Source organism: Streptomyces sp. NPDC001315 (genome assembly GCF_042896175.1).
Taxonomy (GTDB): Bacteria; Actinomycetota; Actinomycetes; order Streptomycetales; family Streptomycetaceae; genus Streptomyces.
In genome coordinates this window covers 91,603-118,275 of sequence record NZ_JBIAWZ010000020.1, presented here as the reverse complement: position 1 = coordinate 118,275, position 26,673 = coordinate 91,603, and the positions used below count along the sequence as shown (strand labels likewise).

General features: G+C 68.4%; 15 protein-coding genes and 1 pseudogene. 12 read left to right on the top strand and 4 right to left on the bottom strand.

Features of this window, described 5'->3' with window-relative positions; translation table 11 throughout:
- Positions 1 to 138: 138 nt before the first annotated feature.
- From ACFY16_RS35095 to ACFY16_RS35085, 3 genes are all read right to left on the bottom strand, one after another.
- Positions 139 to 1,104, bottom strand: coding sequence for a glycoside hydrolase family 6 protein (locus tag ACFY16_RS35095; protein WP_390651276.1), 966 nt, complete (start codon positions 1,102 to 1,104; stop codon positions 139 to 141).
- A 95-nt stretch (positions 1,105 to 1,199) separates the two neighbouring features.
- The gene (locus ACFY16_RS35090) at positions 1,200 to 2,630 is read right to left on the bottom strand and encodes a non-reducing end alpha-L-arabinofuranosidase family hydrolase (protein WP_390651275.1); all 1,431 of its coding nucleotides are present in this window, start codon (positions 2,628 to 2,630) and stop codon (positions 1,200 to 1,202) included.
- A 51-nt stretch (positions 2,631 to 2,681) separates the two neighbouring features.
- Positions 2,682 to 4,316: a glycoside hydrolase 43 family protein gene (locus ACFY16_RS35085; RefSeq protein ID WP_390651289.1), complete on the bottom strand. Its 1,635-nt coding sequence runs from the start codon at positions 4,314 to 4,316 to the stop codon at positions 2,682 to 2,684.
- Between the two features lie 460 nt (positions 4,317 to 4,776).
- On the opposite strand from ACFY16_RS35085, the gene ACFY16_RS35080 reads away from it, so the two are divergent.
- From ACFY16_RS35080 to ACFY16_RS35030, 11 genes and pseudogenes are all read left to right on the top strand, one after another.
- Positions 4,777 to 6,423, top strand: a complete 1,647-nt coding sequence (locus ACFY16_RS35080; protein ID WP_390651274.1) for a glycoside hydrolase family 27 protein — start codon at positions 4,777 to 4,779, stop codon at positions 6,421 to 6,423.
- A 786-nt stretch (positions 6,424 to 7,209) separates the two neighbouring features.
- On the top strand, positions 7,210 to 8,607 hold the full coding sequence (locus tag ACFY16_RS35075; protein ID WP_390651288.1) for an arabinofuranosidase catalytic domain-containing protein: 1,398 nt from the start codon (positions 7,210 to 7,212) through the stop codon (positions 8,605 to 8,607).
- 239 nt (positions 8,608 to 8,846) lie between these two features.
- A complete protein-coding gene (locus ACFY16_RS35070; RefSeq protein WP_390651273.1) occupies positions 8,847 to 11,294 on the top strand; it encodes an RICIN domain-containing protein in 2,448 nt (815 codons plus the stop codon).
- Positions 11,295 to 11,804: 510 nt separating this feature from the next.
- The gene (locus tag ACFY16_RS35065) at positions 11,805 to 11,927 is read left to right on the top strand and encodes an RICIN domain-containing protein (protein ID WP_390651287.1); all 123 of its coding nucleotides are present in this window, start codon (positions 11,805 to 11,807) and stop codon (positions 11,925 to 11,927) included.
- A 71-nt stretch (positions 11,928 to 11,998) separates the two neighbouring features.
- Positions 11,999 to 13,465 (top strand): annotated as a pseudogene (locus ACFY16_RS35060) (endo-1,4-beta-xylanase); the annotation flags it as partial.
- 428 nt (positions 13,466 to 13,893) lie between these two features.
- Positions 13,894 to 15,315 carry an arabinofuranosidase catalytic domain-containing protein gene (locus ACFY16_RS35055; RefSeq protein WP_390651272.1) on the top strand — a complete coding sequence of 474 codons (1,422 nt, stop codon included), beginning with the start codon at positions 13,894 to 13,896 and terminating at the stop codon, positions 15,313 to 15,315.
- A 42-nt stretch (positions 15,316 to 15,357) separates the two neighbouring features.
- Positions 15,358 to 16,923, top strand: a complete 1,566-nt coding sequence (locus ACFY16_RS35050) for an arabinofuranosidase catalytic domain-containing protein (protein WP_390651271.1) — start codon at positions 15,358 to 15,360, stop codon at positions 16,921 to 16,923.
- Positions 16,924 to 17,024: 101 nt separating this feature from the next.
- Positions 17,025 to 18,857, top strand: coding sequence for an RICIN domain-containing protein (locus tag ACFY16_RS35045; RefSeq protein ID WP_390651270.1), 1,833 nt, complete (start codon positions 17,025 to 17,027; stop codon positions 18,855 to 18,857).
- Positions 18,858 to 19,000: 143 nt separating this feature from the next.
- Entirely contained in the window at positions 19,001 to 21,409 is a 2,409-nt protein-coding gene (locus tag ACFY16_RS35040) for a ricin-type beta-trefoil lectin domain protein (protein ID WP_390651269.1), read from the top strand.
- A 66-nt stretch (positions 21,410 to 21,475) separates the two neighbouring features.
- The gene (locus ACFY16_RS35035) at positions 21,476 to 23,458 is read left to right on the top strand and encodes an alpha-L-fucosidase (protein ID WP_390651268.1); all 1,983 of its coding nucleotides are present in this window, start codon (positions 21,476 to 21,478) and stop codon (positions 23,456 to 23,458) included.
- A 121-nt stretch (positions 23,459 to 23,579) separates the two neighbouring features.
- The gene (locus ACFY16_RS35030; RefSeq protein ID WP_390651267.1) at positions 23,580 to 24,893 is read left to right on the top strand and encodes a ricin-type beta-trefoil lectin domain protein; all 1,314 of its coding nucleotides are present in this window, start codon (positions 23,580 to 23,582) and stop codon (positions 24,891 to 24,893) included.
- Positions 24,894 to 25,291: 398 nt separating this feature from the next.
- Here the strand turns inward: ACFY16_RS35030 and ACFY16_RS35025 are convergent, their stop codons facing one another.
- On the bottom strand, positions 25,292 to 25,759 hold the full coding sequence (locus tag ACFY16_RS35025; protein WP_390651266.1) for a winged helix-turn-helix transcriptional regulator: 468 nt from the start codon (positions 25,757 to 25,759) through the stop codon (positions 25,292 to 25,294).
- A gap of 95 nt (positions 25,760 to 25,854) precedes the next feature.
- Here ACFY16_RS35025 and ACFY16_RS35020 point away from each other — a divergent pair, with 95 nt between their 5' ends.
- Positions 25,855 to 26,355 carry a PaaI family thioesterase gene (locus ACFY16_RS35020; RefSeq protein WP_390651265.1) on the top strand — a complete coding sequence of 167 codons (501 nt, stop codon included), beginning with the start codon at positions 25,855 to 25,857 and terminating at the stop codon, positions 26,353 to 26,355.
- The last annotated feature ends 318 nt before the right edge of the window (positions 26,356 to 26,673 follow it).

Sequence of the window (26,673 nt, the reverse complement as noted above, 5' to 3'; positions counted from 1 at the left end):
ACCTGGGCAGCAGGGCCCGCGACAGCCCGGTCACGAGTCCGACGTCTCCTGCCTCAAGAACGAGTTCTTCTTCGAGAAGCTGGAGGAAGGTCCTCGCCCCTGACCGGCTGCCGGAAACTGCGCGCGAGCGGTCCTCGATCAGTAGCCGTAGATCATCTTGTAGGCGACCTCGGGCAGGAACTGTCCGGCCGAGGAGCCGGTTCCGACGCCGCAGTTGCCGTCGGACTCGCCCGGAACCTTGATCCACAAGAGCATCTCGGCGCCTCCGCCCAGCCGGGTGGGGGTGCCGATACGGCGGCCTGAGGGGTTGCACCACTGGCCGTTGGAACCGTTGCCGTTGCGGCTGGTGTCCACGACGAACGGCTTGGTGTAGCCGTAGCGGGCGTTGAGTTCACTGTTGACGGCGTTGCCGTACGCGGTGTTCTCGGCCGTGGTCAGGTAGTTGGAGACGTTGAGTGAGAAGCCGTGGGCCTGTCGGAGGCCCGCTTCGTGGAGGCGGCTGGCCATGGTTGCCGCGCTCGTCCAGGCCGGGTTGCCGGCGTCGAGATAGACCCAGGTGTTGGGGGCCTGACGGTTGAACTCGGTGAGCGCGCCGGTGAGCATCCCCTCCCGTTCGTCGATCTGCGCCTGGGTCATGCAGCCGTAGTCCCCGAGGGAGTCCGGTTCGAGGATGACGACGGCCGGGCGGCCCGCGATCCCGCCCGCGAACTGGGCGATCCAGCTCGCGTAGGCGGACGGCGAAGAGGCTCCGCCCGCGGAGTGCCCGCCGCAGTAGTCACGGTTGTAGATGTTGTAGGCGACGAGGATGGGCAGCTTGTCCCAGTAGTCGGCGGCGCCCACGTACGAGCCGGTGGCGGTGCCGATGGTACCGCTCCAGGAGCCGAACCAGCGGGCCGTCGGGGTGTTGGCGATGGAGGCGTTGATCGCGGACGCCCGGCCGTCGCCCTGGTTGGCGGCGACCCACCGCTTCGCACTGGAGTCGGGGTCCACGTAGAACCCGTTGGTCATGGTCGTCGGGTCGGCCGCGTGGGCGGACGGTGCGGTGGCGAGCGCCAGGGGCAGCGAGGAGAGCGCTGCCACCAGGGCGAGGAGTCTGCGGCGCATGACGGTACCTCGGCTTTCTGACAGGGATGTGTCCGAAGGTCGGCGGTGAGCATGGGGAGCGCTCCCACCGGAAGCGCTCCCCATGGCACGGTCGGTCAGCAGGTGGAGTTGGTCTGGGTGAGGAGGCCGAGCCGCCACGGGAGACTGTTGTAGTCGCCGCTCGCGTCGGGGTCCTTGCCCTGGTAGAGGTACTGGAGTCGGCAGGCGGGAATGGTGAGTGTCTGGTCGTAGCCGGCGCGGATCATTTCGCCTGACCAGTCGCTGAAGTTCGGGTAGACCAGGTTGTAGCCGGAGGCGTTCGCGGTGCTCGCGAACACGTGGTACTTGCCGTGGTAGTAGACGACCGTCGGGTCCTTGATCCCGGCGATGTTGTGGGTCGCGTCAGGCTTCGGCGAGATCAGCGCACCGCTGGAGCTCCATTTGAAGGTGGAGGGCAGGGCGGTGGCGGGCTTGGCCAAGCGAATTGCCGTACGTTGCACGGTGGTTGATCCGCTCGCTGCGGTGGGGGTGCCGCCCAGCGCGGTCAGTGCCGCGTTGTAGGCCGGCTTCTTGTTGCCGTTGCGGTCGAACAGCAGGGGGTTCTCGCCGCTGCGCCACGAGTCGCTGTCTCGGATGCCCCAGACCGTGATGCCGGTGCAGCGGGCCACGTTCATGCAGGCCCTGACCGTGTTCGCGTACGCCGTGGCCGGCGCCTGCGCGATGTCCAGTTCGGTGATCTGTACGTCCACGCCGAGGGCGGCGAAGTTCGACAGCGTGGTCTGGAAGCCGGCCGGCGGTCCGCCGGTGCCGAAGTGGGACTGGAAGCCGACGCAGTCGATGGGCACGCCGCGGGACTTGAAGTCGCGCACCATGCGGTAGACGCCCTGCGTCTTGGCCGCGTTCCAGTCCTCGATGCTGTAGTCGTTGTAGCAGAGCTTGGCCGCCGGGTCGGCCGACCGAGCCGTGCGGAACGCCTGCTCCACGAAGCCGTTGCCCAGCACGTCCCGGAAGACCGAGCTCCGGAGCTGGCCGCTGCCGTCGTCGGCGAACGCCTCGTTGACCACGTCCCAGGCGTAGATCTTGCCCTTGAAGTGGTTCATCTCCGTGGTGATGTGATCGTTCATCACGGTGCGCAGGGTGTTCGCGTCCCTGATGGAGCTGACCCAACCGGGCAGTTGGGAGTGCCAGACCAGGGTGTGGCCGCGCATCCGCTGCCCGTGCGCGGCGGCGCGGTTGACGATCTGGTCGGCGGGCCCGAAGTTGAACGAGCCGCGGGAGCGCTCGGTGGTGTCCCACTTCATCTCGTTCTCGGGGGTGACCGAGTTGAACTCACGGTCCAGGATGCCGGTGTACGTGCCGTCGCCGAGCCGGCCCGCGGCCACGGCGGTTCCGAAGTACCGTCCGGACTGGGCCGCCTGGGCGCCCAGGGTGGAGGCCTGGACGGCGTCGGGCGCGCCGGTCGCGGTCCCGGGTGTCGCCAGGACGGTCGCGGCCAGCAGGCCCAGGACCAAGGCTCGGCGACAGCCGAGCCGTTTCAGCGGGTCCATGGTTCTCCTCGTGGGGGGTGGGGGGTTGCGTGGTGCGATCGGTGGACCTCTTCAGGGCGTGGTCAGCTCGAACCGTGCGATGCGTACCGAGCCGCCGAGCGCCTGAGTGGCGTGGTTGAAGAGGGCGAAGCGGTAGCCCATGAAGAACCGCCAGTCGTTGCCCAGGGAGAAGTCGGGCCCGAGGCGGGTGAAGGTGGTGCCGTCGGTGCTGTAGGAGAAGGTGCCGGGGCGTCCGGTGCCGGGGCGGATGTCCGCGTTCGCGCGCAGCCAGACGCGGCTGCCGGAGAGGGGCGCGCTCGCGGCCTCGGTGCCGGTGCCGGTGGTGTTCCAGTTGCCGTCCATGGTCAGCCCGTTGACCATCACCAGCCGCGTCGTACCGCCGTCGCGCTTGACGCCGATCCAGGCGGAGGAGTCACGCAGCAGCGCGAGTCCGGCGCGGTCGCCGTCGCGCATCGCGGAGTGGTCGAGCTGGACCGTGGCGGTGGAGGTCGGGCCCTGGATGCGGTGGGTGAGGGTGTTGCGGGCCCAGTACAGGTCGTCGGTGACGGTCGCGGTCCGCAGGGTCAGTCCGTTGTCGACCGACCACTTGGTGTTGTCCGGGTTGTGGTTCCACTCCCACCTCGGCTTGAGGGTCGTACCGTCGAAGGTGTCGACGCCGGTCATGGGGGTCACCTGGCGGGGCGGAGCGGGCACGGCCGGGCTGGGATACGAGGTGCCCCATGCGCCGTTGACGAGTTGTACGACGGGCCAGCCGTCCGGGGTCCAGGTGATGGGCGCCAGGGCGGGCATCCGGCCACCGGGGTAGGCGTCCACGAAGGCCAGGTAGTACCAGGCGCCGCTCTGCGTCTGCACCAGTCCGCCCTGGTGCGGGACACCGCCGCCGGGGATCGGCCCGGGCAGGTCGAGGAGGACCTGCCGCAGCGTGTACGGGCCGAAGGGGCCGCTCGACGACTTCAGGATGTACTGCCCGTTCGCGGGACGGGTCAGGAAGATGTAGTACTGCCCGTTGATCTTGTAGAAACGGGAGCCTTCGAGGGTGCCGACACTCGACGGTGTGGTGAACACCTGCTGCGTGCGGACCTGGTTGCGGCCGTCGGGCGAGAGCTGGGCCACGTTGATGGTGGTGTTGCCGTACGCCACGTACAGGGTGTCGTCGGTGTCGACGAGCAGCCCGGCGTCGTAGTACGGCGTGCCGATCGTCGTGAGTCTGCTCCATGGCCCCTCGGCGGCGGGGGCGGTGTAGAGGTACGTCCTGGCGAAGTCGATCTGGCCGAGCCAGTAGAAAGTCCGGTTGCTCGGACGGTAGGCCAGCGACGACGCCCAGATGCCTCGGACGTAGCCCCGGGCGCCGTTGAGGTCGTACTTGGCGCCGAAGTCGAGCACGGGTACCGAGTGGCCGGCGATCTCCCAGTTCACCAGGTCGTACGAACGCAGGACGGGTGCGCCCGGCGAGTAGTGCATCGTCGAGGCCGAGGCGTAGTAGGTGCTGCCGACCCGGATGACGTCGATATCCGCGAAGTCCTGCCAGATCACCGGGTTGGTGAAGGCCGCCGCGGTGGTGAGGGCCGGCCCTTGGGCGGAGGCGGTGCCGGGGGCCGCTGCCGGAGGAAGCAGGGCACCGGCGGCCAGGCCAGTGGCGGCCGTCAATGCGCGGCGACGGGACAGGACTTGATGAGTCCATGACATATGCACGTGTGGCGTTCTCCTTGTGTGGCCCGGCCGTTGGTGGTTGGAGTTGTCCGGAGGTGCCCTGCCCGGTTCGTGCGGAGCGGCTGCTCTGTATACGGGATTTCGAACATGGATCGACTTGTCGAGCATCCTGGATGATAGGAGGTCAGTGAACCCCGTCAATACCTCTCGCACGAATCGTTGGCGACTTCGAAACATTCGAATCGGCTGATTCCGCGTCACCGCAGGCCAGTTGCCCTGATGGTGCGGATGCGGCGCCTTCCGCAGACTTCGTGGTCGCATCGTGAAGGCGGTGGGTGTTGACATGTTCGATCGCCTCTTTAGTATCCGTGAAGCCCTGAGTTTCCGAATGGCACACGAAATTTCCAGCCACCCTTCTCTCTTCCTCAGTGTCATGGACGTGACATCGATCTTCGTGTCACCCACCCATGGCGCCCTTCCGTCAAAGGAGCCCTTGGTGCCCAGACGATCAGGTGGACGACTGCTCCGCCTCCTCGCGACCACCGTGCTGACGCTCACCGCGTCCATGACGGCCTCCGCTCACTCCACCGCCTCGGCCGCGCCGGGCAGTCCGGCGCTCACTCCGCCGCTGGGCTGGAACAGCTGGAACAGCTTCGGGTGCGGGGTCACCGAAGCCCAGGTGCGCCAGGCCGCCGACGCAATGGTGTCCTCGGGTATGCGGGACGCCGGCTACCAGTACGTGGTGGTCGACGACTGCTGGTTCGACCCGCAGCGGGACGCGGCGGGCAACCTGCGGGCCAACCCGACCAAGTTCCCCGGCGGGATGAAGGCGCTCGGGGACTACATCCACGGCAAGGGTCTGAAGTTCGGGATCTACCAGGTGCCGGGCGAACGCACCTGCGCGCAGACCAGCGGCGCCTATCCGGGGTCGACGGGCAGCAGTGGGCATGAAGCCCAGGACGCCGCCGCGTTCGCCTCGTGGGGCGTCGACTACCTCAAGTACGACTGGTGTTCCTCCAGCGGCACCCGTGACGAGCAGGTCGCGCGGTTCACGCTGATGCGCGATGCCCTGCGCGCCACCGGGCGGCCGATCGTCTACAGCATCAACCCCAACAGCTTCCACGCCATCACGGGCGCCACGTACAACTGGGGCGAGGTCGCCGACCTGTGGCGGACGACAGAGGATCTGCTGGACATCTGGCAGAACGGCAACACCAACAGCTATCCGATGGGCGTCGGCAACGTCCTGGACGTCACCGCGCCGCTGGCTGCGCAGTCGGGTCCCGGACACTGGAACGACCCGGACATGCTGGTCGTCGGCCGTCCCGGCCTGTCACTGACCGAGTCCCGCTCCCACTTCGCCCTGTGGGCGCTGATGAGTGCCCCGCTCATGGCCGGCAACGACATCCGCACCATGTCCGCCGACGTGAGCGCCATCCTGCGCAACCCGCGCCTGCTGGCGGTGAACCAGGACTCGCTGGGCGCGGGCGGACGCAGGGTGCGCGACGACGGCAGCACGGAGGTGTTCGCCAAGCCCCTGTCGGACGGTTCGGTCGCGGTGGGCCTGTTCAACCGGGGCGAGGGTGCCGCGACGGTCACCGCGTCGGCAGCGCAAGTCGGCCTGTCCGGCGGGCCGTTCACCCTCACGGACCTGTGGACCGGCGGCACATCGGGTACGTCCGGGCAGATCTCGGCGAGCGTCCCCGCACACGGCGTGGCCGTGTTCCGGGTGAGCGGTGGCAGCCCGCTGGCGGCCACCACCTCGCGGCTGCGCGGCAACGCGTCCGGCCGCTGCCTGGACGTGGACAACGCCTCCACCGCGGCCGGGGCCACGGCACTGATCTGGGACTGCCACACCGCCGCCAACCAGCTGTGGACCACGTGGGCCGGCGGCGAGATCCGCGTCTTCGGCGACAAGTGCCTGGACGCCTACAACCAGGGCACCGCCAACGGCACGCGGATCATCACCTGGCCCTGCAACGGCCAGGACAACCAGAAGTGGACCGTCGGCTCCGACGGGTCGATCCGCAACGTCCACGCCGGGCTGTGCCTCGACGTCAACGGGGCCGGCACCGCGAACGGGACCCCGCTTATCCTGTGGACCTGCAACGGCCAGGCCAACCAGAAGTGGGCCCGCGCGTGAGCAACCGCGGCTTCGGAAGGGGAGTTTCACCCTCCCTTAACGGCACGGCCTGCGCCGCGACGGTGACTGCGGCGAAGTGACCGGTGGTTCGTCGGCGGGAAGCGCCGCTGCCGTGAGCGGTATGGCGTCCCGCGGTGAAGGCGGCGCGGACGCGCGGGCCGAGGCGCCGCCGCTTCGGCGGTGCCCTCCGAACCGGCGCTCCGTGTTCCGGGCTGCTACGGCTACGTCCCTGTTCACCGGCACGATGATGGGTCATCCGTTGATCCGGTCCCGGCCGTCGGGCACACCCGCGCGGCCCGCAGCGCCCGCACGGCGGGCGGTCGCGGCGTCGTCACTGCCGTCACATCGCAACTTTTCGAGCGCGCTGACAGCTTGCGAACCACAGGAATCAGTTGTCGAATCGATTCCGCGGCAAGGTTCGTGGCAGGGAGTTCCGCATCCTTGACGGCCCCGCGAAACCGGGGGGCACCGTCTCCCCCCGAAACCTCTCTGCAATCTCACTGCACAACGGCAGTTCAAGCGCTTCGGCTTTTGTCAGTGCGACCACGACAACCTGACCGGGTTGCGTCGGCACGGTAGGGGGATCAGGTGGGAACCACACGTACAAGACGCCGCCTGCCGTCCGGGCGCGGTGGCGTCCAGCGGTTACTCGCGGCGTTACGGCACCGCGGCAGGCCCGAAACCCTGCCGCCTCAGGCACACGTTCCTCCGCCGACGAGCCGGGCCCGCCCTCGATGGAGAACTTGGGCCCGGGCGGGGGCCGCGGCCGCGCTCGTCGCCGGAGCTCTGGCCGGTGCCACGGCCACGGCCGGCACGGCCCGGGCCGCCACCTCCGGGCCGTGCGACATCTACGCGGCAGGCGGTACACCCTGCGTGGCGGCGCACAGTACGACGCGAGCGTTGTACGCCTCCTACAACGGGCCGCTGTACCAGGTCCGGCGTGCCTCGGACAACACCACCCGGAATATCGGCGTCCTGAGCGCGGGCGGTTACGCCGACGCCGCCTCCCAGGACTCGTTCTGCTCGGGCACGACCTGCCTGATCACGATCATCTACGACCAGTCAGGCCGCGGCAACAACCTCACTCAGGCGCCGGGCGGCGGTGCCGCGGGCGGCCCCGACAACCTGGCGAACGCGACCGCCGCGCCCACCACGGTGGGGGGTCACAAGGCCTACGGCGTCTTCGTGGCGCCCGGTACGGGTTACCGCAACAACCACACCAACGGTATCGCCACCGGGGACAACCCCGAGGGCATGTACGCGATCTTCGACGGCACGCACTACAACGGCGGCTGCTGCTTCGACTACGGCAACGCCGAGACGGACAGCAACGACGACGGCAACGGCACCATGGAGGCCATCTACTTCGGCAACATCAAGGTCTGGGGCTACGGTTCGGGCAACGGCCCCTGGATCATGGCCGACCTGGAGAACGGCCTGTTCTCCGGGGTCGACCAGCACTACAACGCGGGTGACCCGACCATCAACCACCGGTACACGACCGCCATCATCAAGGGCGGCCCGAACCACTGGGCGATCCGTGGGGGCAACGCGCAGTCCGGCGGCCTGTCCACCTTCTACGACGGACCGCGTCCCAACGTCCCGGGCTACAACCCGATGCGGAAGCAGGGTGCCATCATCCTGGGCATCGGCGGCGACAACAGCAAGGGCGCCCAAGGCACCTTCTACGAGGGCGTGATGACCTCAGGCTACCCGTCGGACGCCACCGAGAACGCGGTCCAGGCCGACATCACCGCGGCCGGATACAGCAACTCCTCCGGCGGGACGAGCACCGGTGCGCTGCACGCGGTCGGCGCGGGCAAGTGCCTGGACGTGCCGAACTCGTCCACCACGGCCGGTACACAGCTGCAGATCTGGGACTGCAGTGGTGCTGCCAACCAGACCTGGACCCGCACGTCCTCCAACCAGCTGACCGTCTACAGCGGCGGCAGCCAGATGTGCCTGGACGCGTACAACAACCAGACGTCCGCCGGTACCAAGGTGGTGACCTGGCCGTGCAACGGCGGTGCCAACCAGCAGTGGCAGCTGAACTCGGACGGCACCGTCACCGGCACCCAGTCCGGACTCTGCCTCGACGTCACCGGCGCCTCCACGGCCAACGGCGCCCTGGCCGAACTCTGGCCGTGCAACGGCCAATCCAACCAGCAATGGAGTCTCAACTGACCTCAGCGGCTCCAGTGGTCGGCTCACCCGGGCCACGGGCCACCGCCACCTGATACAGGCATCCCCGTGCCGACGCCCGGCGGGCAGCTCCACATGGATGCTCCGACCGTCCGGCCGAATCGCCCGATCCTCCTCGCCCGACCCCGGAGTGGGCGCGTTGTACCGGCGGCCTCGACAGCGACCAACGCCACACCGCCCCGACACCACCGGCCCATGTGCGCCACCACTGAAGGATGACGATGTCCAGAACCAGAGTGCTGCGCGGCCTCTGGGCCGCCCCCGTGGCCCTGCTCGCCTTGATGGCCCAGAGCCTGGCCACGGCCGGGACCGCGTCCGCCGTACCCGCCGAGCCCCAAGCGTCGACTGCCGCCCTGTACGTGGCGCCGGGTGCGGCTCCCGGCGGGAACGGCACCGCGGAGCAGCCGTTCGCCACGATCGACCAGGCGCAGCAGCCCGCGCACCGGCTCTCGGCCGATTCGGACGTGGTGGTCTACCTGGCTGGTGGCACCTACCGGCTGTCCAAGCCGCTGACCTTCGGCTCCGGCGACGGCGGCCAGAACGGCCACACCATCACCTACCAGGCCGTGTCCGGGCAGCAGCCGGTCGTGAGTGGCGCCCAGCAGATGTCAGGTTGGCAGGTGCATGATCAGAGCAGCAATATCTGGTCGGTCCACGTCGGCACCGGCGTGAACACGCGTCAGTTGTACGTGAACGGCAAGGAGGCACCGCGGGCGGCGATCCAGGTGCCCCGCTCCAGCTTCACCTTCACCCAGACAGGCCTGACGGTCACCGACTCCTCTCTCGACTACCTGGCCGGCCTTTCGGACCAGAACCACATGGAAGTCGAGAGCCTCAACTCCTTCACCGACCGCTACGCGCCGGTCCAGTCGATCAGCGGCCGGACCATCACCATGCAGCAGCCCGCGTGGAACAACAACTCCTGGGGCTACGACACCATCAACGCGCCGTTCGCCGGCGGGACCATGTATCTGGAGAACAACTACGCGTTCCTGAAGCAGGCCGGACAGTGGTATCTCGACTCGTCCACCGGCGACCTGTACTACCGGGCCCAGCCTGGGCAGAACCCGAACAGCCTCGACATCGAACTGCCTCGGCTGCAGAGCCTGCTCGGCATCAGCGGCAGCTACGGCTCACCGGCGACCGGCCTGGGGTTCGCCGGCGTCCGGTTCACCGGGACTTCCTGGCTCGGCCCGAGCGGATCCGACGGATACGCGGACCAGCAGAGCGGCGCGCACATCACCGGTGCCTACGCGATGCCCGCCAACTGGCTGAGCACCTGCAAGTCGGGGTGCCCGCAGTTCGAGGCCGTCCGTAACCACTGGGCGCAGATGCCCGCGGCCGTACAGGTCTCCGCCGCCACCGGCATCACGTTCTCCGGCAACACGTTCTCCGAACTCGGGCAGGCCGGACTGGGCGTGGGCAACGACGGTGTCACCACGGCCTCCGGCACCGGACTCGGCGCGGGCGGCGTCACCATCACCGGCAATACGTTCACCGACATCGCCGGAAGCGGCATCCAGGTCGGCGGGATCCAGCCGGACGCGCACCACCCCGGCAACCCGCAGATGACCAACCAGAACATCGTGATCAGCGACAACCGGATCACCGGGGTGGGCACCGACTACAAGGAGACCGCGGGCATCCTGTCCACCTACGTCACCAACGCGACGATCACCCACAACCAGTGCGACCACCTTCCCTACGACGGGATCGACATCGGCTGGGGCTGGGGGATCAACGACCCCGGCGGCAGCCAGGACTACGTCAACCGGGGCACGTACAACTACCAGCCCGTCTACAGCACTCCTACGACGCTGAAGAACAACACCGTCTCCCACAACCTGGTCTTCGACACCAAGAAGGCGATGTTCGACGGCGGCAGTATCTACAGCCTGTCCGCGAGCCCCGGCTCGGTGATCTCCGACAACTACATGTACGGCAACAACCACACCACTGCGTTGTACCTCGACGAGGGCTCCCGGTACCTGACGGTGTCCGACAACGTGGTGCAGGATGCCGGCAACTGGGCGCTCACCAACGCCAACGCGAACAACCACACCGACGACAGCACCTTCTCGGGCAACTGGTACAACGGTGGCAACACGTACGTGGCCACCGGTCCTCCGCACAACAACGTCCTCACCGGCAACGTCCTGGTCAGCGGCACCAACTGGCCGCAGGGCGCGCAGCAGGTCATCCAACAGGCGGGCGTCCAGTCCTCGGGCGGCGGTGGCTTCCCCACCGGCTACCACCAGCTGGTGATCGGCAGCGACAGCCTGTGCCTGGACGTGTACGGCAACTCCGGCAGCGTGGGCGCCGCGATCGACCAGTGGACCTGCAACGGGCAGAGCAACCAGCAGTTCGAGTTCATGCCGGTCTCGGGCGGCTATGGGCAACTGCGGGCGCAGAACTCCGGACACGTCGTGGCGGTGTCGGGCGGCTCCACGGCCGCCGGTACGCCCGACATCGTGCAGCAGGCCCCGGACGGAACGGCCGGCACTTTGTGGCTGCCGGTACGCCAGTCCGACGGCTCGTACTCCTTCCAGAACAAGAACAGCGGCCTGTGCCTCGACGTCTACGGCGGCGGCAGCAACCTCGGTCAGCAGCTCGACCAGTGGCCCTGCAAGAACACGGGCGGCAGCAACCAGGACTTCACCCCCCGCTGACCGGCTCGCGTGCTCGTTCCCCCCACCCACTGTCCCGCACCAGTGAGGAACGCTGATGAAGTACGCGGCACCCCTGGCCGCCGCGCTGACGGCCGCGCTCGGCGTCGGAACCGCCCTGCCCGCGGCGGCGGCCACCGCCACCGAGTCGCCGCCCTCCGCCGCACGGGCCGCCGCCACGCCCGCCGGCCTGCGGCTGATGCCGTTGGGCGACTCGATCACCTGGGGCGTCGGCAGCCCGTCCGGGAACAGTCACCGGGGCTTCCTGTGGAAAGCCGGCGGCCGACGGGCACGCCCTCGACTTCGTCAGCACGGGTCGCAACGACACCATGTCCGACCCGGACAACGAAGGCCACTCCGGCCGGCGGATCGACCGGATAACCGGCATCGCGGACTCCGGGCTCGCCCGTCACCGGCCGCACGTGGTCACCCTGGAGATCGGTACCGACGACCTGAACGGCAGCTACCAGGTCCCGACCGTCCCCGACCGGCTCCGCGCGCTCCGACGGCACCCTGCGGGCGCTCGGGAAGTGCCTCGACGCCAACGGACGCGGTACCGCCAACGGCACCCAGATCGAGAGCTGGAACTGCACCGGCGGCACCGACCAGCAGTGGACCGCTCTGCTGAGCCCGTGACCCGACTCGACTCGCAGCACCGTCTCGCGGTCGGTGTCATCCCCTCTCACACACAAGGAGAATGATCCTTTATGTCCTGGCTCAATGAGCGGCCCCGTCTTCGCAAGGCCCTCGTCTCGGTCACCGGTTTGACAGCCGGCACGGTACTGGCCCTGGCGGGCACAGCGGCGCCCGCCGCCCATGCGGCTTCCAGCACGCTGGGCGCGGCCGCGGCCGACAGCGGCCGCTATTTCGGCACGGCCGTGGCCGCCGGGCGGCTCGGCGATTCGACGTATTCCACGATTCTCGACCGGGAATTCAACATGATCACCCCGGAGAACGAGATGAAGTGGGACACCACCGAACCGTCCCGCGGCAACTTCAACTTCGGCCCGGGCGACCAGATCGTCGGCCACGCCACCGCGCACGGTCAGCAGATGCGTGGCCATACCCTGGTGTGGCACTCGCAGTTGCCCGGCTGGGTCAGTGGCATCAGGGACGCCAACACGCTGCGCAGCGTGATGAACAACCACATCACGACGGTGATGAACCACTACAAGGGCAAGATCTATGCCTGGGACGTGGTCAACGAAGCCTTCGCCGACGGCTCCACCCAGCACCGCAGCTCGGTGTTCCAGGACGTGCTCGGCAACGGCTTCATCGAGGAGGCGTTCCGCACCGCCCGGTCCGTCGACCCTTCGGTCAAGCTCTGCTACAACGACTACAACATCGAGAACTGGTCGGACGCCAAGACGCAGGGCGTCTACAACATGGTGCGCGACTTCAAGTCCCGCGGCGTGCCCATCGACTGCGTCGGCCTCCAGAGCCACTTCGGCGCCGGCGGCCCACCGTCGAGCTTTCAGACCACCCTGGCCAACTTCGCAGCCCTCGGCGTCGACGTCCAGATCACCGAACTCGACATCGCCCAGGCATCGACGACCGCCTACGCCAACACGGTGCAGGCGTGCATGAACGTCCCCCGCTGCACCGGCATCACCGTGTGGGGGATCAGGGACAGCGACTCGTGGCGGTCGGGCGACAACCCGCTGCTGTTCAGCGGCAACGGCAGCAAGAAGCCGGCCTATGACGCGGTCCTGTCCGCGCTGGGCGGCGGTACGGGGAACTCGGGGGGCATCGTCTCGGGCCAGGTGTACGCGCTGAGCGATGTCGCCGCGGGGCGGGTGCTGGACGTGCCGAGCGGGCAGACGGCGAACGGCACGCCGTTGCAGGTCTGGGACGCCAACGGTGCTGCCGCGAACCAGCAGTGGCGGGCGAATCAGAACAGTGATGGTTCGTACACGCTGACGAACATCGGCAGTGGGCGGGTTCTGGACGAGCCGGGTGGCCAGACCGGCAATGGCACGCGGATGGAGATCTGGGATGCCAATGGCGGTGCGAACCAGCACTGGCGGGCGAGCCGGAACGGCGACGGTTCGTACACCCTGATCAACGTCGCTTCCGGCCGGGCGCTGGAGACTCCCGGCGGGCAGACTGCCAACGGAACTCCCGTCCAGATCTGGGACTCCACCGGCGGCGCCAACCAGCACTGGAACTTCAGGTGAGGTGATCGGCGCCAAGCGCGCGCTCCTGCCCGCGGTCCGTTTTTCGGAGTACCGCGAACCCATCCCCGCGTCCGGCACGGCGACCGTCGCCGGACGCGGGTTCCGGCATGCCGTCATGGCGAGCTGACCAAGGCAAAACATGGGATGGATCGAGTTCCGATTCGGTGAGGCGCATGCATTGACACTGTGTCAGGTGTGTGGGATCACTATGGAACATGGGATGTCTGAGTGTTCTCTGTGAGGACATTCGGGCCCGCTGACGGGAGCGGTCGACGGACCGCCCCGGCTGGATTCCCTCGGACAGGCACGGCGCTCTCTGCCCCCTTCCCCCACATATTTCGAGGAACAGAATGCAGCCTTCATCCTTTTCGCCCCGGAACCCCGCTCGTGGACCACGCTTGTCGGCAACCGCCGCCGTATGCGTGATGGCACTGCTCACCGTCTTGCTGGCGACCGCGCCGACATGGTCGGTATCGGCATCTGTGGCTTCCCTGGTGAGCTCGGCGTCGGGGCGGTGCCTGGACGTCAAGGGCAACGTCGACACGCCGGGTACGGTGTTGGACATCTGGGACTGCAACGACCAGGTCAATCAGGCGTTCGAGTTCACGTCGGCGGGTGAGCTGAGGACGATGAACGGCACCCGGTGCGTGGACGCCTACGACAACCGGACGGCTCCCGGAGCCCCGGTGGTCATCCGGTCGTGCGACGGGCGGCCGACCCAGGTGTGGCGACAGAACTCCGACGGGTCCGTCACCGGTGTGGCGTCCGGATTCTGCCTGGACGTCAACGGAGCGGGCACGGCCAACGGCACCGCGGTCATCCTGTGGACCTGCAACGGCCAGAGCAACCAGAAGTGGAGCACCCCGACACCTCCGCCCAGCGGATCGGGCCCGTGCGACATCTACTCCGCGGGCGGTACGCCCTGCGTGGCCGCGCACAGTACGGTGCGGGCGCTCTACGGTTCGTACAACGGCGCCCTGTACCAGGTCAGGCGTTCCTCGGACAACGCGACCAGGGACATCGGTGTGCTGGCGCCCGGCGGCTTCGCCGACGCGGCGGCGCAGGACGCGTTCTGCGCGGGTACCTTGTGTGTGATCACGGTCGTCCGTGACCAGTCCGGACACGGCAACGACCTGTGGTACCAGGGCTCGGCCCAGGTCCCGGGATCGAGTCAGAGCAGTCCCGCGAAGGCGACCTCCGAGTCGCTGACCGCAGGGGGCACCAAGGCGTACTCGCTGTACATCAATCCCGGGAACAGCTACTGGCGGGACGGTCACCTGACGGGCGTGCCGACCGGAGCCGCACCCGAGGGGGCGTACATGGTCACCAGTGGCACCCACGTCAACAGTGGCTGCTGCTTCGACTACGGCAACAGCGAGACGACCAGGAAGGCCGACGCCGCCGGGGCGATGGACGCGATCAACTTCGGTACCGAGTGCTGGTTCGGCGGCTGCGTCGGCAGCGGCCCCTGGGTGCAGGCCGATCTCGAGTGGGGCCTGTACTCCGGCGGCAGCCAGTCCTGGAACACCAACCAGCGTGCCTTTCCCAGCAAGTTCGTCACCGCGATGCTGAAGAACAACGGGACGTCGAGGTTCGCCCTCAAGGGCGCAAACGCGCAGTCCGGCGGCCTGACCACCCTGTGGGACGGCGGGCTTCCGGGCGGATACAGCCCCATGAAGAAACAGGGAGCCATCGTCCTGGGCAGCGGCGGCGACTGCTGCAAGCCCGACGGCGGCGCCAACCTGAGCGCCGGCACCTTCTACGAAGGGGCGATCGTCGCCGGCTATCCCTCCGACGCGACCGACAACGCGGTGCAGGCCAATATCACCGCCGCCGGCTACCGCTGAACTCCTCCCAGCTCCCCAACTCGGCTCAGGAGTCGATGACTTATGCCCGCGACCACTGCGAGAGCCAGGGATCTTCGGCCGCTGTCCACGCCGCTGTCCCTGCGCAGAACCCTGGCGCTCACCTTCTCGGCCGTGCTGCTCACCGCAGCCGCCCCCCTCCTTTCCCTGAGCACGGCGCAGTCCGGCGCCGCGCTCGGCAACGAGCAGGCGCTGACCCCGCCGACGAACGCGGCCGCGGCCGACGCGTCGCTTCCGTGCGACATCTATGCCGCGGGCGGCACGCCGTGCGTGACGGCGCACGCCACGACCAGGGCGCTCTTCGCGTCGTACAACGGGCCGCTGTACCAGATCCAGCGGTCCTCCGACCACAGCTACCGCGACATCGGGGTGCTCGGCGCGGGCGGGTACGCCGACGCCGCGTCCCAGGTGTCGTTCTGCGCGGGCACGTCGTGCACGATCACGAAGATCTACGACCAGACCACCCGACACAACGACCTGCCGATCTCCTGGGGCGGCTACTGGAAGGGCCCCGGCCCGAACGGATCCGACGTGGGGGCCGACGCCATGGCCCTGCCGGTGACCGCGGCCGGCCATCAGGTCTTCGGCGTCAAGGTCACCCCCGGTGTCGGCTACCGGATCGACCACGCGAGTGGCGTGGCCACCGGATCCCAGCCCGAGGGCATCTACATGGTGACGTCGTCGAACTACACGAACCAGTGGTGCTGCTTCGACTACGGCAGCGGAGAGAACTCCCACACCGACACCGGCGACGCCACCATGAACGCCATCTACTGGGGCAACGCCTGCTGGTTCGGCGGCTGCACCGGCAGCGGCCCCTGGGTCGAGGCCGACCTGGAGAACGGCATGTTCCACACCAACACCGGCTCCAACAAAGACCCGAACAACCAGGGCGTGCACTATCAGTTCGTCAGCGCGTGGCTGAAGAACAACGGCACCAGCAACTTCACGCTCAAATACGGCAACGGCAGCAGCGGTGGCCTGACCACCACCTTCTCCGGTCCTCTGCCGAACGGCTACTCACCCATGAAGGTGGACAGTTCGGTCCTGCTCGGCACCGGGGGCGACAACAGTCCCAATGGCGTGGGCGAGTTCTTCGAAGGCGCGATGACGGCGGGTTATCCCTCCGACGCCACCGAGAACGCCGTGCAGGCCGCCATCACCGCCGCCGGCTACGGGGTGGGCGGCGGAGGTACGACGGGTGCGCTGCACGCGGTGGGTGCGGGCAGGTGTCTGGAGGTGCCGGGCGGGTCCACGACGGCGGGTACGCAGACACAGATCCGCGACTGCGCCGGTGCGGCGAACCAGACCTGGTCGAAGACCGCCTCCCAGGAGCTCACCGTGTACTCCGGTGGCAGCCGGCTGTGCCTGGACGCTTCCGGGCAGGGCACCAGCCCCGGCACCAAGGTCATCACCTGGACCTGCAACGGCCAGAGCAACCAGCAGTGGACGCTGAACGCCAACGGCACCATCACCAACGCCCAGTCCGGCCTGTGCCTGGACGTCACCGGCGCCGCCACCGCCAACGGCACCCCAGTGGAGTTGTGGACCTGCAACGGCCAATCCAACCAGCAATGGTCGCTGAGCTGACCCGGTGAGGCACCCGCGCTCGACTCCGGGGCGGCGTCCGACCGCCGCCCCGGCATGTCGCCGTGGGGCAGCGCAGCGGCACCCGATCGCAGGAGGAACGGATGAGGACGAGAGCGAGACCCAGACGTCCGGCACTGGTGGCCGGCATCGTCCTGGCACTCGTGCTGTCGCTGCTGTCGACGTCCACGAGCCAGGCCGCCTCGGCCACGTCGCTGAGCGTGAACCTGGCGTCGAGCCGGGGGCCGTCGACCGGCGTGGGGGAGGGGTTCCTCTACGGCATCAGCGAAGACGGCAGCCAGCCCGTGGACCAGTTCCTTCAGCCGCTGGGGATCAACGCGTTCCGCGGCGGTGGATGGTTCTCCGGCGGCTGGATCAGGGACGGCTACCAGTACGGCTCGGCCACCCGGGCCGACGTCGACTCGATCATCGCGCAGGCGAAACGGCTCACCCGGCCGCCCTACCACGCGCAGTACCAGGTGCTGGTGAGCGACATCTACGGCGCGAACGGCGGCCAGCCGTCGAACACGAGGTACCCGTGCGACAACGGCGACTGCTCCAACTGGATCACCTTCATCGACTCCACGGTGGGAGCGCTCCAGGCTTCGGGGCTCACGTACTCCTACGACATCTGGAACGAGCCGGACATCTCCGCCTTCTGGACCCGCGGTGTGAACAGCGCCCAGTACTTCCAGATGTGGGACACCGCCTACCGGGAGATCCGGCGCATCGCCCCCGGTGCGCAGATCGTGGGGCCGTCACTCGCGTTCACCCCGCAGCGCAACCCGGGTGAATGGCAGACCTGGCTCACGCACGTCAAGGCGGCCGGGACGGTGCCGGACATGATCACCAACCACAACGAGGGCGATGTCGACGACCCGGTCACCGTCGCGCAGAGCCTCGACAACGCACTGAGCTCGGCGGGCATCGGTCCGTTGCCACTGTCCTCGAACGAGTACCAGCCGGCCGACCGGCAGACCGCCGGGGTGACGGCCTGGTACCTGGCGCGGTTCGCGCAGTCCGGGTACGCCAACGCGATGCGCGGCAACTGGGTGTGCTGCGTCACCCCGAACCTGACGGGAGTCCTCACCCAGAGCGGGGGCGGCTGGCAGCCGACCGGCAACTGGTGGGCCCTTCGGGACTACGCCGACATGACCGGCACCCTCGTCGACACCTCCGGCCAGGTCGGCTCGACGGCGATCTCGGCCTCCGAGGACTCCGCCAACAAACGCGCAGTGGCCGTCATCGGCGACTCGAACGGGTACACCGGCGCCGCGTCCGTGACCTTCAACGGGCTGTCGTCCGTACCCTGGCTGACGAACGCCGGCAGCGTGCACGTCACCGTCCACCGCATCCCGGACCAGGCGCCGCTCGGTGCGCCGCAGACCGTGTACGACCAGAACGTGAGCGCCTCGGGCGGCTCGATCACCGTGCCGTTCACGTTCCAGGGTTCGCACGACGCGTTCGCCGTCTATCTGACACCGGCCTCGTCCGGCGGCGGGGGCTTCCCGGACGGCTACCACCAACTCGTGGTCGCCAACAACAACTTGTGCCTGGACGTGTACGGCAACTCCGGCAGCGCGGGCGCCGCGATCGACCAGTGGACCTGCAACGGGCAGGGCAACCAGCAGTTCCGGTTCGTGCCCGCCTCGGGCGGCTACGGCGAACTGCGGGCGCAGAACTCCGGCCTGGACGTGGCGGTGGCCGGCAGTTCCACGGCGGCGGGCACCCCGGACATCGTCCAGCAGGCCACCGGCGCGGCGGCGGGCAGCCTCTGGCTGCCCATGCGGCAGCCCGACGGCTCCTACGAGTTCCAGAACAAGAACAGTGGTCTGTGCCTGGACGTCTACGGCGCCGGCAGCAACCTGGGGCAGCAACTGGACCAGTGGCAGTGCAAGAACACGCCCGGCACGAACCAGGACTTCATCCTGCGCTGACCGCGGCTCCACGGACGCCGGCCCGCGAGCGACCTCCGGCAACCGTGGAGCCACGGCCACCACGATCAGCGCAGCCATCGCGGCCCTTGGCCGGACCGCCCCGGCGGCCAAGGGACACCTCCGACCTGCGAAAGGAACTCACTGTGTCAGCATTCAGCCGGCTGTTCCGGCGCCTGCGCGCCTCGACGGCCGTGCTCGCGGGCCTCATCCTGACCGCCGGCGGCATCGTGGGCACGGCCGCCGCGCCGGCCCAGGCCGCCACCTCCATCACGATCAACGGCGCGTCCGGCGGCCGGACCTTCGACGGCGTCGGCGCGATCAGCGGCGGGGGTGGCAACAGCAGACTCCTGATCGACTATCCCGAGCCCGAGCGCGGCCAGATCCTCGACTACCTGTTCCGGCCCGGCTACGGCGCCTCCCTGCAGATCCTCAAAGCGGAGATCGGCGGTGACACCAACTCCACCTCGGGTGCCGAGCCCAGTCACCAGCACACCCGGTCCGACCTGAACTGCGACCGGGGCTACGAATGGTGGCTGATGGAGCAGGCCAAAGCGCGCAACCCGGACATCAAGCTGTACGGGCTCGCCTGGGGGGCGCCCGGCTGGATCGGCGGCGGGAACTTCTGGTCCACCGACATGACCAACTACCTGCTCTCGTGGCTGGGCTGCGCCAAGCAGCACGGGCTGAGCATCGACTACCTCGGCGGGTGGAACGAGCGAGGCTACAACGTCTCCTGGTACCAGCAGCTGCGCGGCGCGCTCAACAGCAACGGCTACGGCAACGTCAAGATCGTCGCCGCTGACTCGGACTGGGCCGTGGCGGGCGACATCAACTCCAACCCGGCGTTCGCCGCCTCGGTGAGCGTCATCGGCACGCACTATCCCTGCGGCTACCGGTCGTCCCAGTCCGACTGCTCGGTGCCGTCGGCCGCCACATCGTCGGGCAAGACGCTGTGGGCGAGCGAGAACGGCTCGGACGACTACAACGGGGGAGCGCAGGCCATGGCCCGCGGCATCAACCGCGGATACATCGACGGACGGATGACCGCGTACCTCAACTGGCCGGTGGTCGCCGCGCTCACACCGAACCTCCCGTACCCCACCATGGGGCTCGCCCTGGCCTCGCAGCCGTGGTCCGGCTCGTACTCGATCGGCAAGAACACCTGGGTGATGGCACACACCAGCCAGTTCACCGCCCCGGGGTGGCGGTACCTCGACGCCTCCAGCGGCTACATCGGAGGCAACCGCAACAACGGCAGCTACGTCTCGCTGAAGTCCACCAACAACTCCGACTACTCCACCGTCATCGAGACGATGGACGCGGGCAGCGCCCAGACGCTGAACTTCAACATCACCGGGGGGCTGTCCGCCAAAACCGTCCACGTCTGGTCCACCGACGTCACTTCCGGAAACCCGGCCAACTACTTCGTGCACGCCACGGACATCACCCCGTCCGGCAGCGGTTTCAGCCTGACCGTACAGCCCGGACACATGTACACCCTGACCACCACGACCGGTCAGGGCAAGGGCACCGCCGCCGGTCCCGGCCGGGGCGCACTGAGCCTGCCGTACAGTGACTCCTTCGACGGCTACGCCACCGGCACCGAGGCGAAGTACCTCATGGACTGGCAGGGCGCTTTCGAGGTGGCGGGCTGCGGCGGCGGCCGCAGCGGCAAGTGCGTGCGGCAGATGAGCCCGCAGAAGCCGATCACCTGGGACGCGCTGTCCGATCCGCACGCCCTGCTCGGTGACGTGAGCTGGAGCAACTACACCGTCTCGTCCGAGGTGATGCTCGAACAGCCCGGATACGCCGAGTTGATCGGCCGTGCCAACGCACAGGACTACAGCAGCACCGGAGGGCTGAACGCCTATCACCTGCGGGTGAGCGACACCGGGGCCTGGTCGGTCCTGAACTCCAACACCAACGGCAACGTCACCACCCTGGCCGGCGGCACGACCGCGGCGCTGGGCACCAACCGGTGGCACACCCTGGCCCTCACCTTCTCCGGCACCACCATCACCGCCGTCATCGACGGTGCCACGGTCGGTTCCGTGAACGACCGCACCTGGGCAGGCGGGCAGATCGGCTACGCGACCAGCCAGGGCGAGACGGCGCAGTTCGACAACCTGTCCATCACCCCCGGCAGCGGCGGAAACAACGGCGGCACGACCGGCGCGATCGTCGGGGTCGGTTCCGGCCGGTGCGTCGACGTGCCGAACCAGTCGCAGACGGCCGGTACCCAGGTGGAGCTGTGGGACTGCAACGGCGGCAGCAACCAGCAGTGGACGGACACCTCGGCCGGCGAGCTGCGGGTCTACGGCAGCGACTGCCTGGACGCCTCGGGCCAGGGCACCAGCCCCGGTACCAAGGTGGACATCTGGGACTGCACCGGCGGCAGCAACCAGCAGTGGACGATCCACGCCGACGGCACGATCACCGGTGTCCAGTCCGGCCTGTGCCTGGACGCCACCGGCGCGGGAACGGCCAACGGCACCTTGCTGCAGCTGTGGACCTGCAACGGCGGCACCAACCAGCAGTGGACGCGCGACTGATCCGGTGACCGGCTGACGATCACCGACTCCCGCATCACCTCCGTCAATTCCCCCGAGAGGCCCCACATGTCCTCCTCTTCCCTGCCGCTCAGCAGGCGCCGACTGCTGGCGGCGGCCGGCGCGGCCACGGCCTTCGGCCTGCTGCGCTTCGCCCCCGAGGCCGCCGCCACCGACGGCCCCGGAAGCTACACCGCGAGCTGGTCCTCCGTGGACCAGCATCCCCCGGCCCCGGCCTGGTTCCAGGACGCCAAGTTCGGCATCTACTACCACTGGGGCGTCTTCAGCGTCCCCGCGTTCGGGAACGAGTGGTATCCGCGCAACATGTACATCGGCGGCTCGGCCGAGAACCAGCACCACATCGCCACCTACGGCGACCCCTCGGTATGGCCGTACAACAACTTCATCGACGGTGCCCGCGACAAGGCCGGAAACTACGTGCAGTTCGCCCCGAAACCGGCCTCCCAGGGCGGCAAGTGGGATCCGGACGCCTGGGCGCAGCTGTTCAAGGCCGCGGGCGCCAAGTTCGCCGGACCGGTCGCCGAACACCACGACGGTTTCTCCATGTGGAACAGCCGCTCCAACCCGTGGAACTCGGTCCAGCACGGCCCCAGACTCGACCTCGTGGCACTGCACGCGCAGGCCATCCGCGGGCAGGGGCTGAAGTTCATGGCCTCGCTGCACCACGCCTACCACTTCAACGGCTTCTTCGACCACGTGCCGTCCCAGTCGGACCCGACGCTCCGCATCCTCTACGGCCAGCAGGGCTCGACCGCGGAGAACAAGCTCTGGTACGACAAGCTGGTCGAGATCATCGACGGGTACCAGCCGGACCTGGTCTGGCAGGACTTCGACCTGGGCCTGGTGCAGGAGTCGTACCGGCTCCAGTTCCTCGCGCACTACTACAACCAGGCGGTCTCGTGGAACAAGGACGTGGCCGCGACCTACAAGGACGGCCTCAACGACAAGGGTGAGGTCTTCGACTTCGAGCGCGGCGGCCCGGCAGGGCTGCTCACCCCCTACTGGCTGACCGACGACAGCATCTCCTCCTCCAGCTGGTGCTACACGGTGGGCATCGGCTACTACTCGACGCAGGCACTGCTCCACTCGCTGATCGACCGGGTCAGCAAGGGCGGCAACATGCTGCTGAACATCGCACCGATGGCCGACGGCACCATCCCCTCCGGGCAGCAGTCCATCCTGCTCGCCATGGGCGACTGGCTCGGCCGCTTCGGAGAGGCGGTCTATGCCACCCGCTCCTGGTCCAGTTACGGCGAGGGCCCCACCAAGATGGGCGGGGGCTCGTTCAGCGGACCCGTGGCGGGCAAACCGCAGGACATCCGGTTCACCCGCAGCCGGGACAACAAGGTCCTCTACGCCACGGCGCTGGGCTGGCAGGGCGGCACCATGACCATCACGACGCTGAACTCGAACCAGATCAACCTCAGCAGCCTGACAGGCGCCAAACTGCTCAACAACACCGCCGGCACCTACATCGACCTGCCCGCACCGACCCAGGAGGCCTCCGGCCTGCACCTCACCATGCCGTCGTCCAACCCGCCGTTCAACGCCCTGGCGTACACGGTCAAGCTCACCTTCTCCGGTGAGATCCCCGTCCTGGGCGCGCCGGGCGGCTCCACCACCTGGGTCAAGATCGCCAACGTGACCAGCGGACTGGCGCTCGACAGCGGGGGCAACGTCGCCTCCGGCTCCAACCTCAAGCAGTGGAACTACGACGGGAGCACCAATCTGCAGTGGCAGCTGATCGACCTCGGCAACGGCTACTGCCGCATCATGAACCGCACCAACGGCATGGCTGCCGACAGCTGGGGCAACTCCGCCAACGGTGCTCCCGCCCGCCAGGGCGCGTGGAACGGCGGCAACAACCAGCAGTGGTCGCTCAACAGCCTCGGCGGCAACCGCTACCAGATCGTCAATCGGGGCACCGGCACCGCCCTTGACGGCAGCGGCAGCACCACCGTCGGCTCCACCACGGTGATGTGGACACCGAACTCCAGCACCAACAACGAATGGACCATCACCGCCGTCTGAACCGCCGCCGCATTCGTCGCGGTGTCACCGCCGCACACAGCACCCCTCCCCAACCGGCCGGCGCTCCCTGCCCATCGCCCGATTGCGGAAGAAGGTATGTATGAAACGCAAACCGCTCTTAATGTCCATCGTGGCCGCGATACTTCTCGTCCTGACGGCTGCGGGCACCTCGTTCAGCAGCGGCTTCGGCGCGCCCGCCTCGGCCACGACCACCGGCGCCCTCAGTCCGACCGCCGGCTGCGGCAAGGCCCCCACGCTGACGAGTGGCACACACACGATTCAAAGCGGCGGCCAGACGCGCAGTTACATACTGCGGGTCCCCGCCGGCTACGACAGCAACCACCCCTACCGGCTGATCTTCGGTTTCCACTGGCGGGGCGGCACGGCGGGCGACGTCGACTCGGGCGGAACGGACGGTTACAACTGGTCCTACTACGGCCTGCGGCGCCTGGCGGACAACGCGAACAACAGCACGATCTTCGTCGCCCCCCAGGGAATCGGCAACGGCTGGGCCAACTCCGGTGGTCAGGACGTGGCCTTTGTCGACGCCATGGTCAGCCAGATCGAATCAGGTCTGTGCGTCGACACCACCCAGTTGTACTCCGCCGGCTTCAGCTACGGCGGCGCGATGTCGTACGCCCTCGCCTGCTCCCGGGCGACGGTCTTCCGCGCGGTCGCGGTCTACTCCGGCGCGAACCTCAGCGGGTGCAACGGCGGCACTCAGCCCATCGCGTACATGGGTCTGCACGGCATAAGGGACAACGTGCTGCCCATCTCGTCGGGACGGGAATTGCGCGACACCTTCGTCCGGGCGAACGGCTGCACCCCGCAGAACCCGCCCGAGCCGGCCAACGGCAGCCTGACGCACATCATCACCACCTACTCCGGATGCAGGTCCGGCTACCCCGTCGTCTGGGCCGCGTTCGACGGAGCGGGCCACGACCCCGGTCCCATCGACGGTTCCACCGGTGACGGTTGGCGCACCTGGACGTCGGGAGCGGTGTGGGAGTTCTTCACACAGTTCGGCTCGAATTCGCCACCGCCGTCCGGCAACCAAGAGGTCATCGGCCAGCAGTCGGGGCGCTGCCTCGACATCAACAACTCCACCACGGCCAACGGCACACAGGCACAACTGTGGGACTGCAACGGCGGCTCCAACCAACGGTGGACCTACACCGCCGGAAAGCAGCTGGTTGTCTACGGCAACAAGTGTCTGGGCGTCGGCCAGACAGCGGGCAACGGCACTCCGGCGGCGATCTGGGACTGCAGCGGGCAGGCAGATCAGCAGTGGAACGTCAATCCCGACGGCACGATCACAGCAGCGCAGTCGGGGCTCTGCCTGGACGCCAGCGGCCAGGGGACTGCCAACGGGACGAAAGTTCAGCTATGGAGTTGCACGGGCGGTGCGAACCAGCACTGGCGCCTGCAGAACTGACACGCCGCCAGGCCCGCACGGCACCGTGCGGGCCTGGCCCCGCAGCCCTCGACGCACGCCGAGCCGGATCCGCGCAGGCGCCCTGCCGCGCTTCCGATGTGGGTGCACCGACAGCCACCGGCTCGGACGCCAACGGCGGAGGAAGAGCCCCGCGGCGAACAGCGTCTTCCAGTACCGACACGCAGCGAAGGTCACCGGGCGGGCATCGACGCGCTGACCGACGTGGTCCACGGCGCAGCGGTGACCGACCGGACCTCCCCTCATTCACCACCAGTGTCGAGGGAGGCTCTGGGGCTGCACTCCGGCTCACGGCTCGGCCGACGCGGCTGACGCGCGTCACCCGAGGCGCGGGAGCGGCCATGCGCGGTGGCTCCGCAGGATCAGATACCGCGCACGGCTCACGACCGGAGGCGGGCGCCGGGGCCCAAACGGGCGGTGACTTCCCTGGGGGACAGAGCCGAGTGCTCCGCAGAGCACTCGACGACAGCGCGTACCGGAGCTCCGCACCCGGTATGGCGCACGTCCAGGACGGTGCCCTCCGGGTCGGGGGTGTATGTCTCGCCCCACTGGCGCAGCGCCACCACGACGGGCCACAGGTCCCAGCCCTTGCGGGTCAGGCGGTACTCGTTGCGGGGGCGGCTGCCCGGCTCCTGGTACGGGACGGTCCGCAGGATGCCGGCCGACGTCAGCTTCCGGAGCCGGTCACTCAGGACCGACTCCGACAGGCCGATGTGGTGGTGGAAGTCGTCGAACCGGCGGACCCCGTTGACGGCGTCACGCAGGATCAGCAGCGTCCACTTCTCCCCGATCACGTCGAGCGTGCGCTGGACGGGACAGTTCTCCGTGCTCGCCTCAAGCCACTCCATGTCGTCATGGTAGGCAGCCTCACTTCGTCGTTGACAGTCAGACGTTCCCGCAGCTAGCTTCGATCTACGAAGTCAGGTGAGAGGAGCGGTGCGCCGTGGGGCGGACACGTACGTATGAGTGGGACGATCCCGCGACCGTGGCGGCGGCCGCCGCGCGGGTCTCCGGCATCGAGTTCCTGCGTGAGATGCAGACGAGGCGCCTGCCGGGGGCGCCCATCTCCGCCACCCTGGACTTCTCGCTCGACGAGGTGGAACCCGGCCGCGCAGTGTTCTCGCTGACACCGGGCGAGGAGCACTACAACCCGATCGGCAGCGTGCACGGTGGCGTCTACGCCACCCTGCTCGACTCGGCGGCAGGCTGCGCCGTCCACTCCACCCTCCCGCAAGGTGTGGCGTACACCTCGCTCGACCTGACCGTGAAGTTCCTGCGCCCCATCACCGTCGACACCGGCACGGTGCGCGCCATCGGCAGGGTCATCAACGGCGGCCGTCGGACCGCCCTCGCCGAGGCCACGCTGGTCGACGCGGAGGATCGCCTCCTGGCTCACGCCACCAGCAGTTGCATGCTGTTTCCGGTGCCGTCCACTCAGGGCTGAGAGTGGGACCGGGAGTGCGAACGCGCCGAGCGCTTCGGTGGCTCCCTCGCGGCGGCAGCGCCACGAGCGCGGTGACCGGGGTGCCTCCATGTGGGCCATGCGGGCGGGTGGCATCGAGTCATATATCCCTATAGGAATCTCTTTGCTGCCATAGTGCGGCCATGGAGATCACGACCGTCGCCGGCCGCGTGCGCCGACCGAGCCGGGCATGCCGTGAGGCCCACCGGTTCCTCCGGTGAAGGCGTCGTTCACGCGGTCCCCGAGGCAACCGGCCCAGGGACAGAGCGGCCGCCGTGGCCTCCGGGCTCGCCGCACGAT

Excerpts from the sequence above, each read along its gene's own strand:
- ACFY16_RS35085 (WP_390651289.1), bottom strand. The coding sequence starts at position 4,316 with ATGTCATGGACTCATCAAGTCCTGTCCCGTCGCCGCGCATTGACGGCC.
- ACFY16_RS35090 (WP_390651275.1), bottom strand. The coding sequence starts at position 2,630 with ATGGACCCGCTGAAACGGCTCGGCTGTCGCCGAGCCTTGGTCCTGGGC.
- ACFY16_RS35095 (WP_390651276.1), bottom strand. The coding sequence starts at position 1,104 with ATGCGCCGCAGACTCCTCGCCCTGGTGGCAGCGCTCTCCTCGCTGCCC.
- ACFY16_RS35070 (WP_390651273.1), top strand. The coding sequence starts at position 8,847 with ATGTCCAGAACCAGAGTGCTGCGCGGCCTCTGGGCCGCCCCCGTGGCC.
- ACFY16_RS35045 (WP_390651270.1), top strand. The coding sequence starts at position 17,025 with ATGAGGACGAGAGCGAGACCCAGACGTCCGGCACTGGTGGCCGGCATC.
- ACFY16_RS35050 (WP_390651271.1), top strand. The coding sequence starts at position 15,358 with ATGCCCGCGACCACTGCGAGAGCCAGGGATCTTCGGCCGCTGTCCACG.
- ACFY16_RS35055 (WP_390651272.1), top strand. The coding sequence starts at position 13,894 with ATGGCACTGCTCACCGTCTTGCTGGCGACCGCGCCGACATGGTCGGTA.
- ACFY16_RS35035 (WP_390651268.1), top strand. The coding sequence starts at position 21,476 with ATGTCCTCCTCTTCCCTGCCGCTCAGCAGGCGCCGACTGCTGGCGGCG.
- ACFY16_RS35025 (WP_390651266.1), bottom strand. The coding sequence starts at position 25,759 with ATGGAGTGGCTTGAGGCGAGCACGGAGAACTGTCCCGTCCAGCGCACG.
- ACFY16_RS35030 (WP_390651267.1), top strand. The coding sequence starts at position 23,580 with ATGTCCATCGTGGCCGCGATACTTCTCGTCCTGACGGCTGCGGGCACC.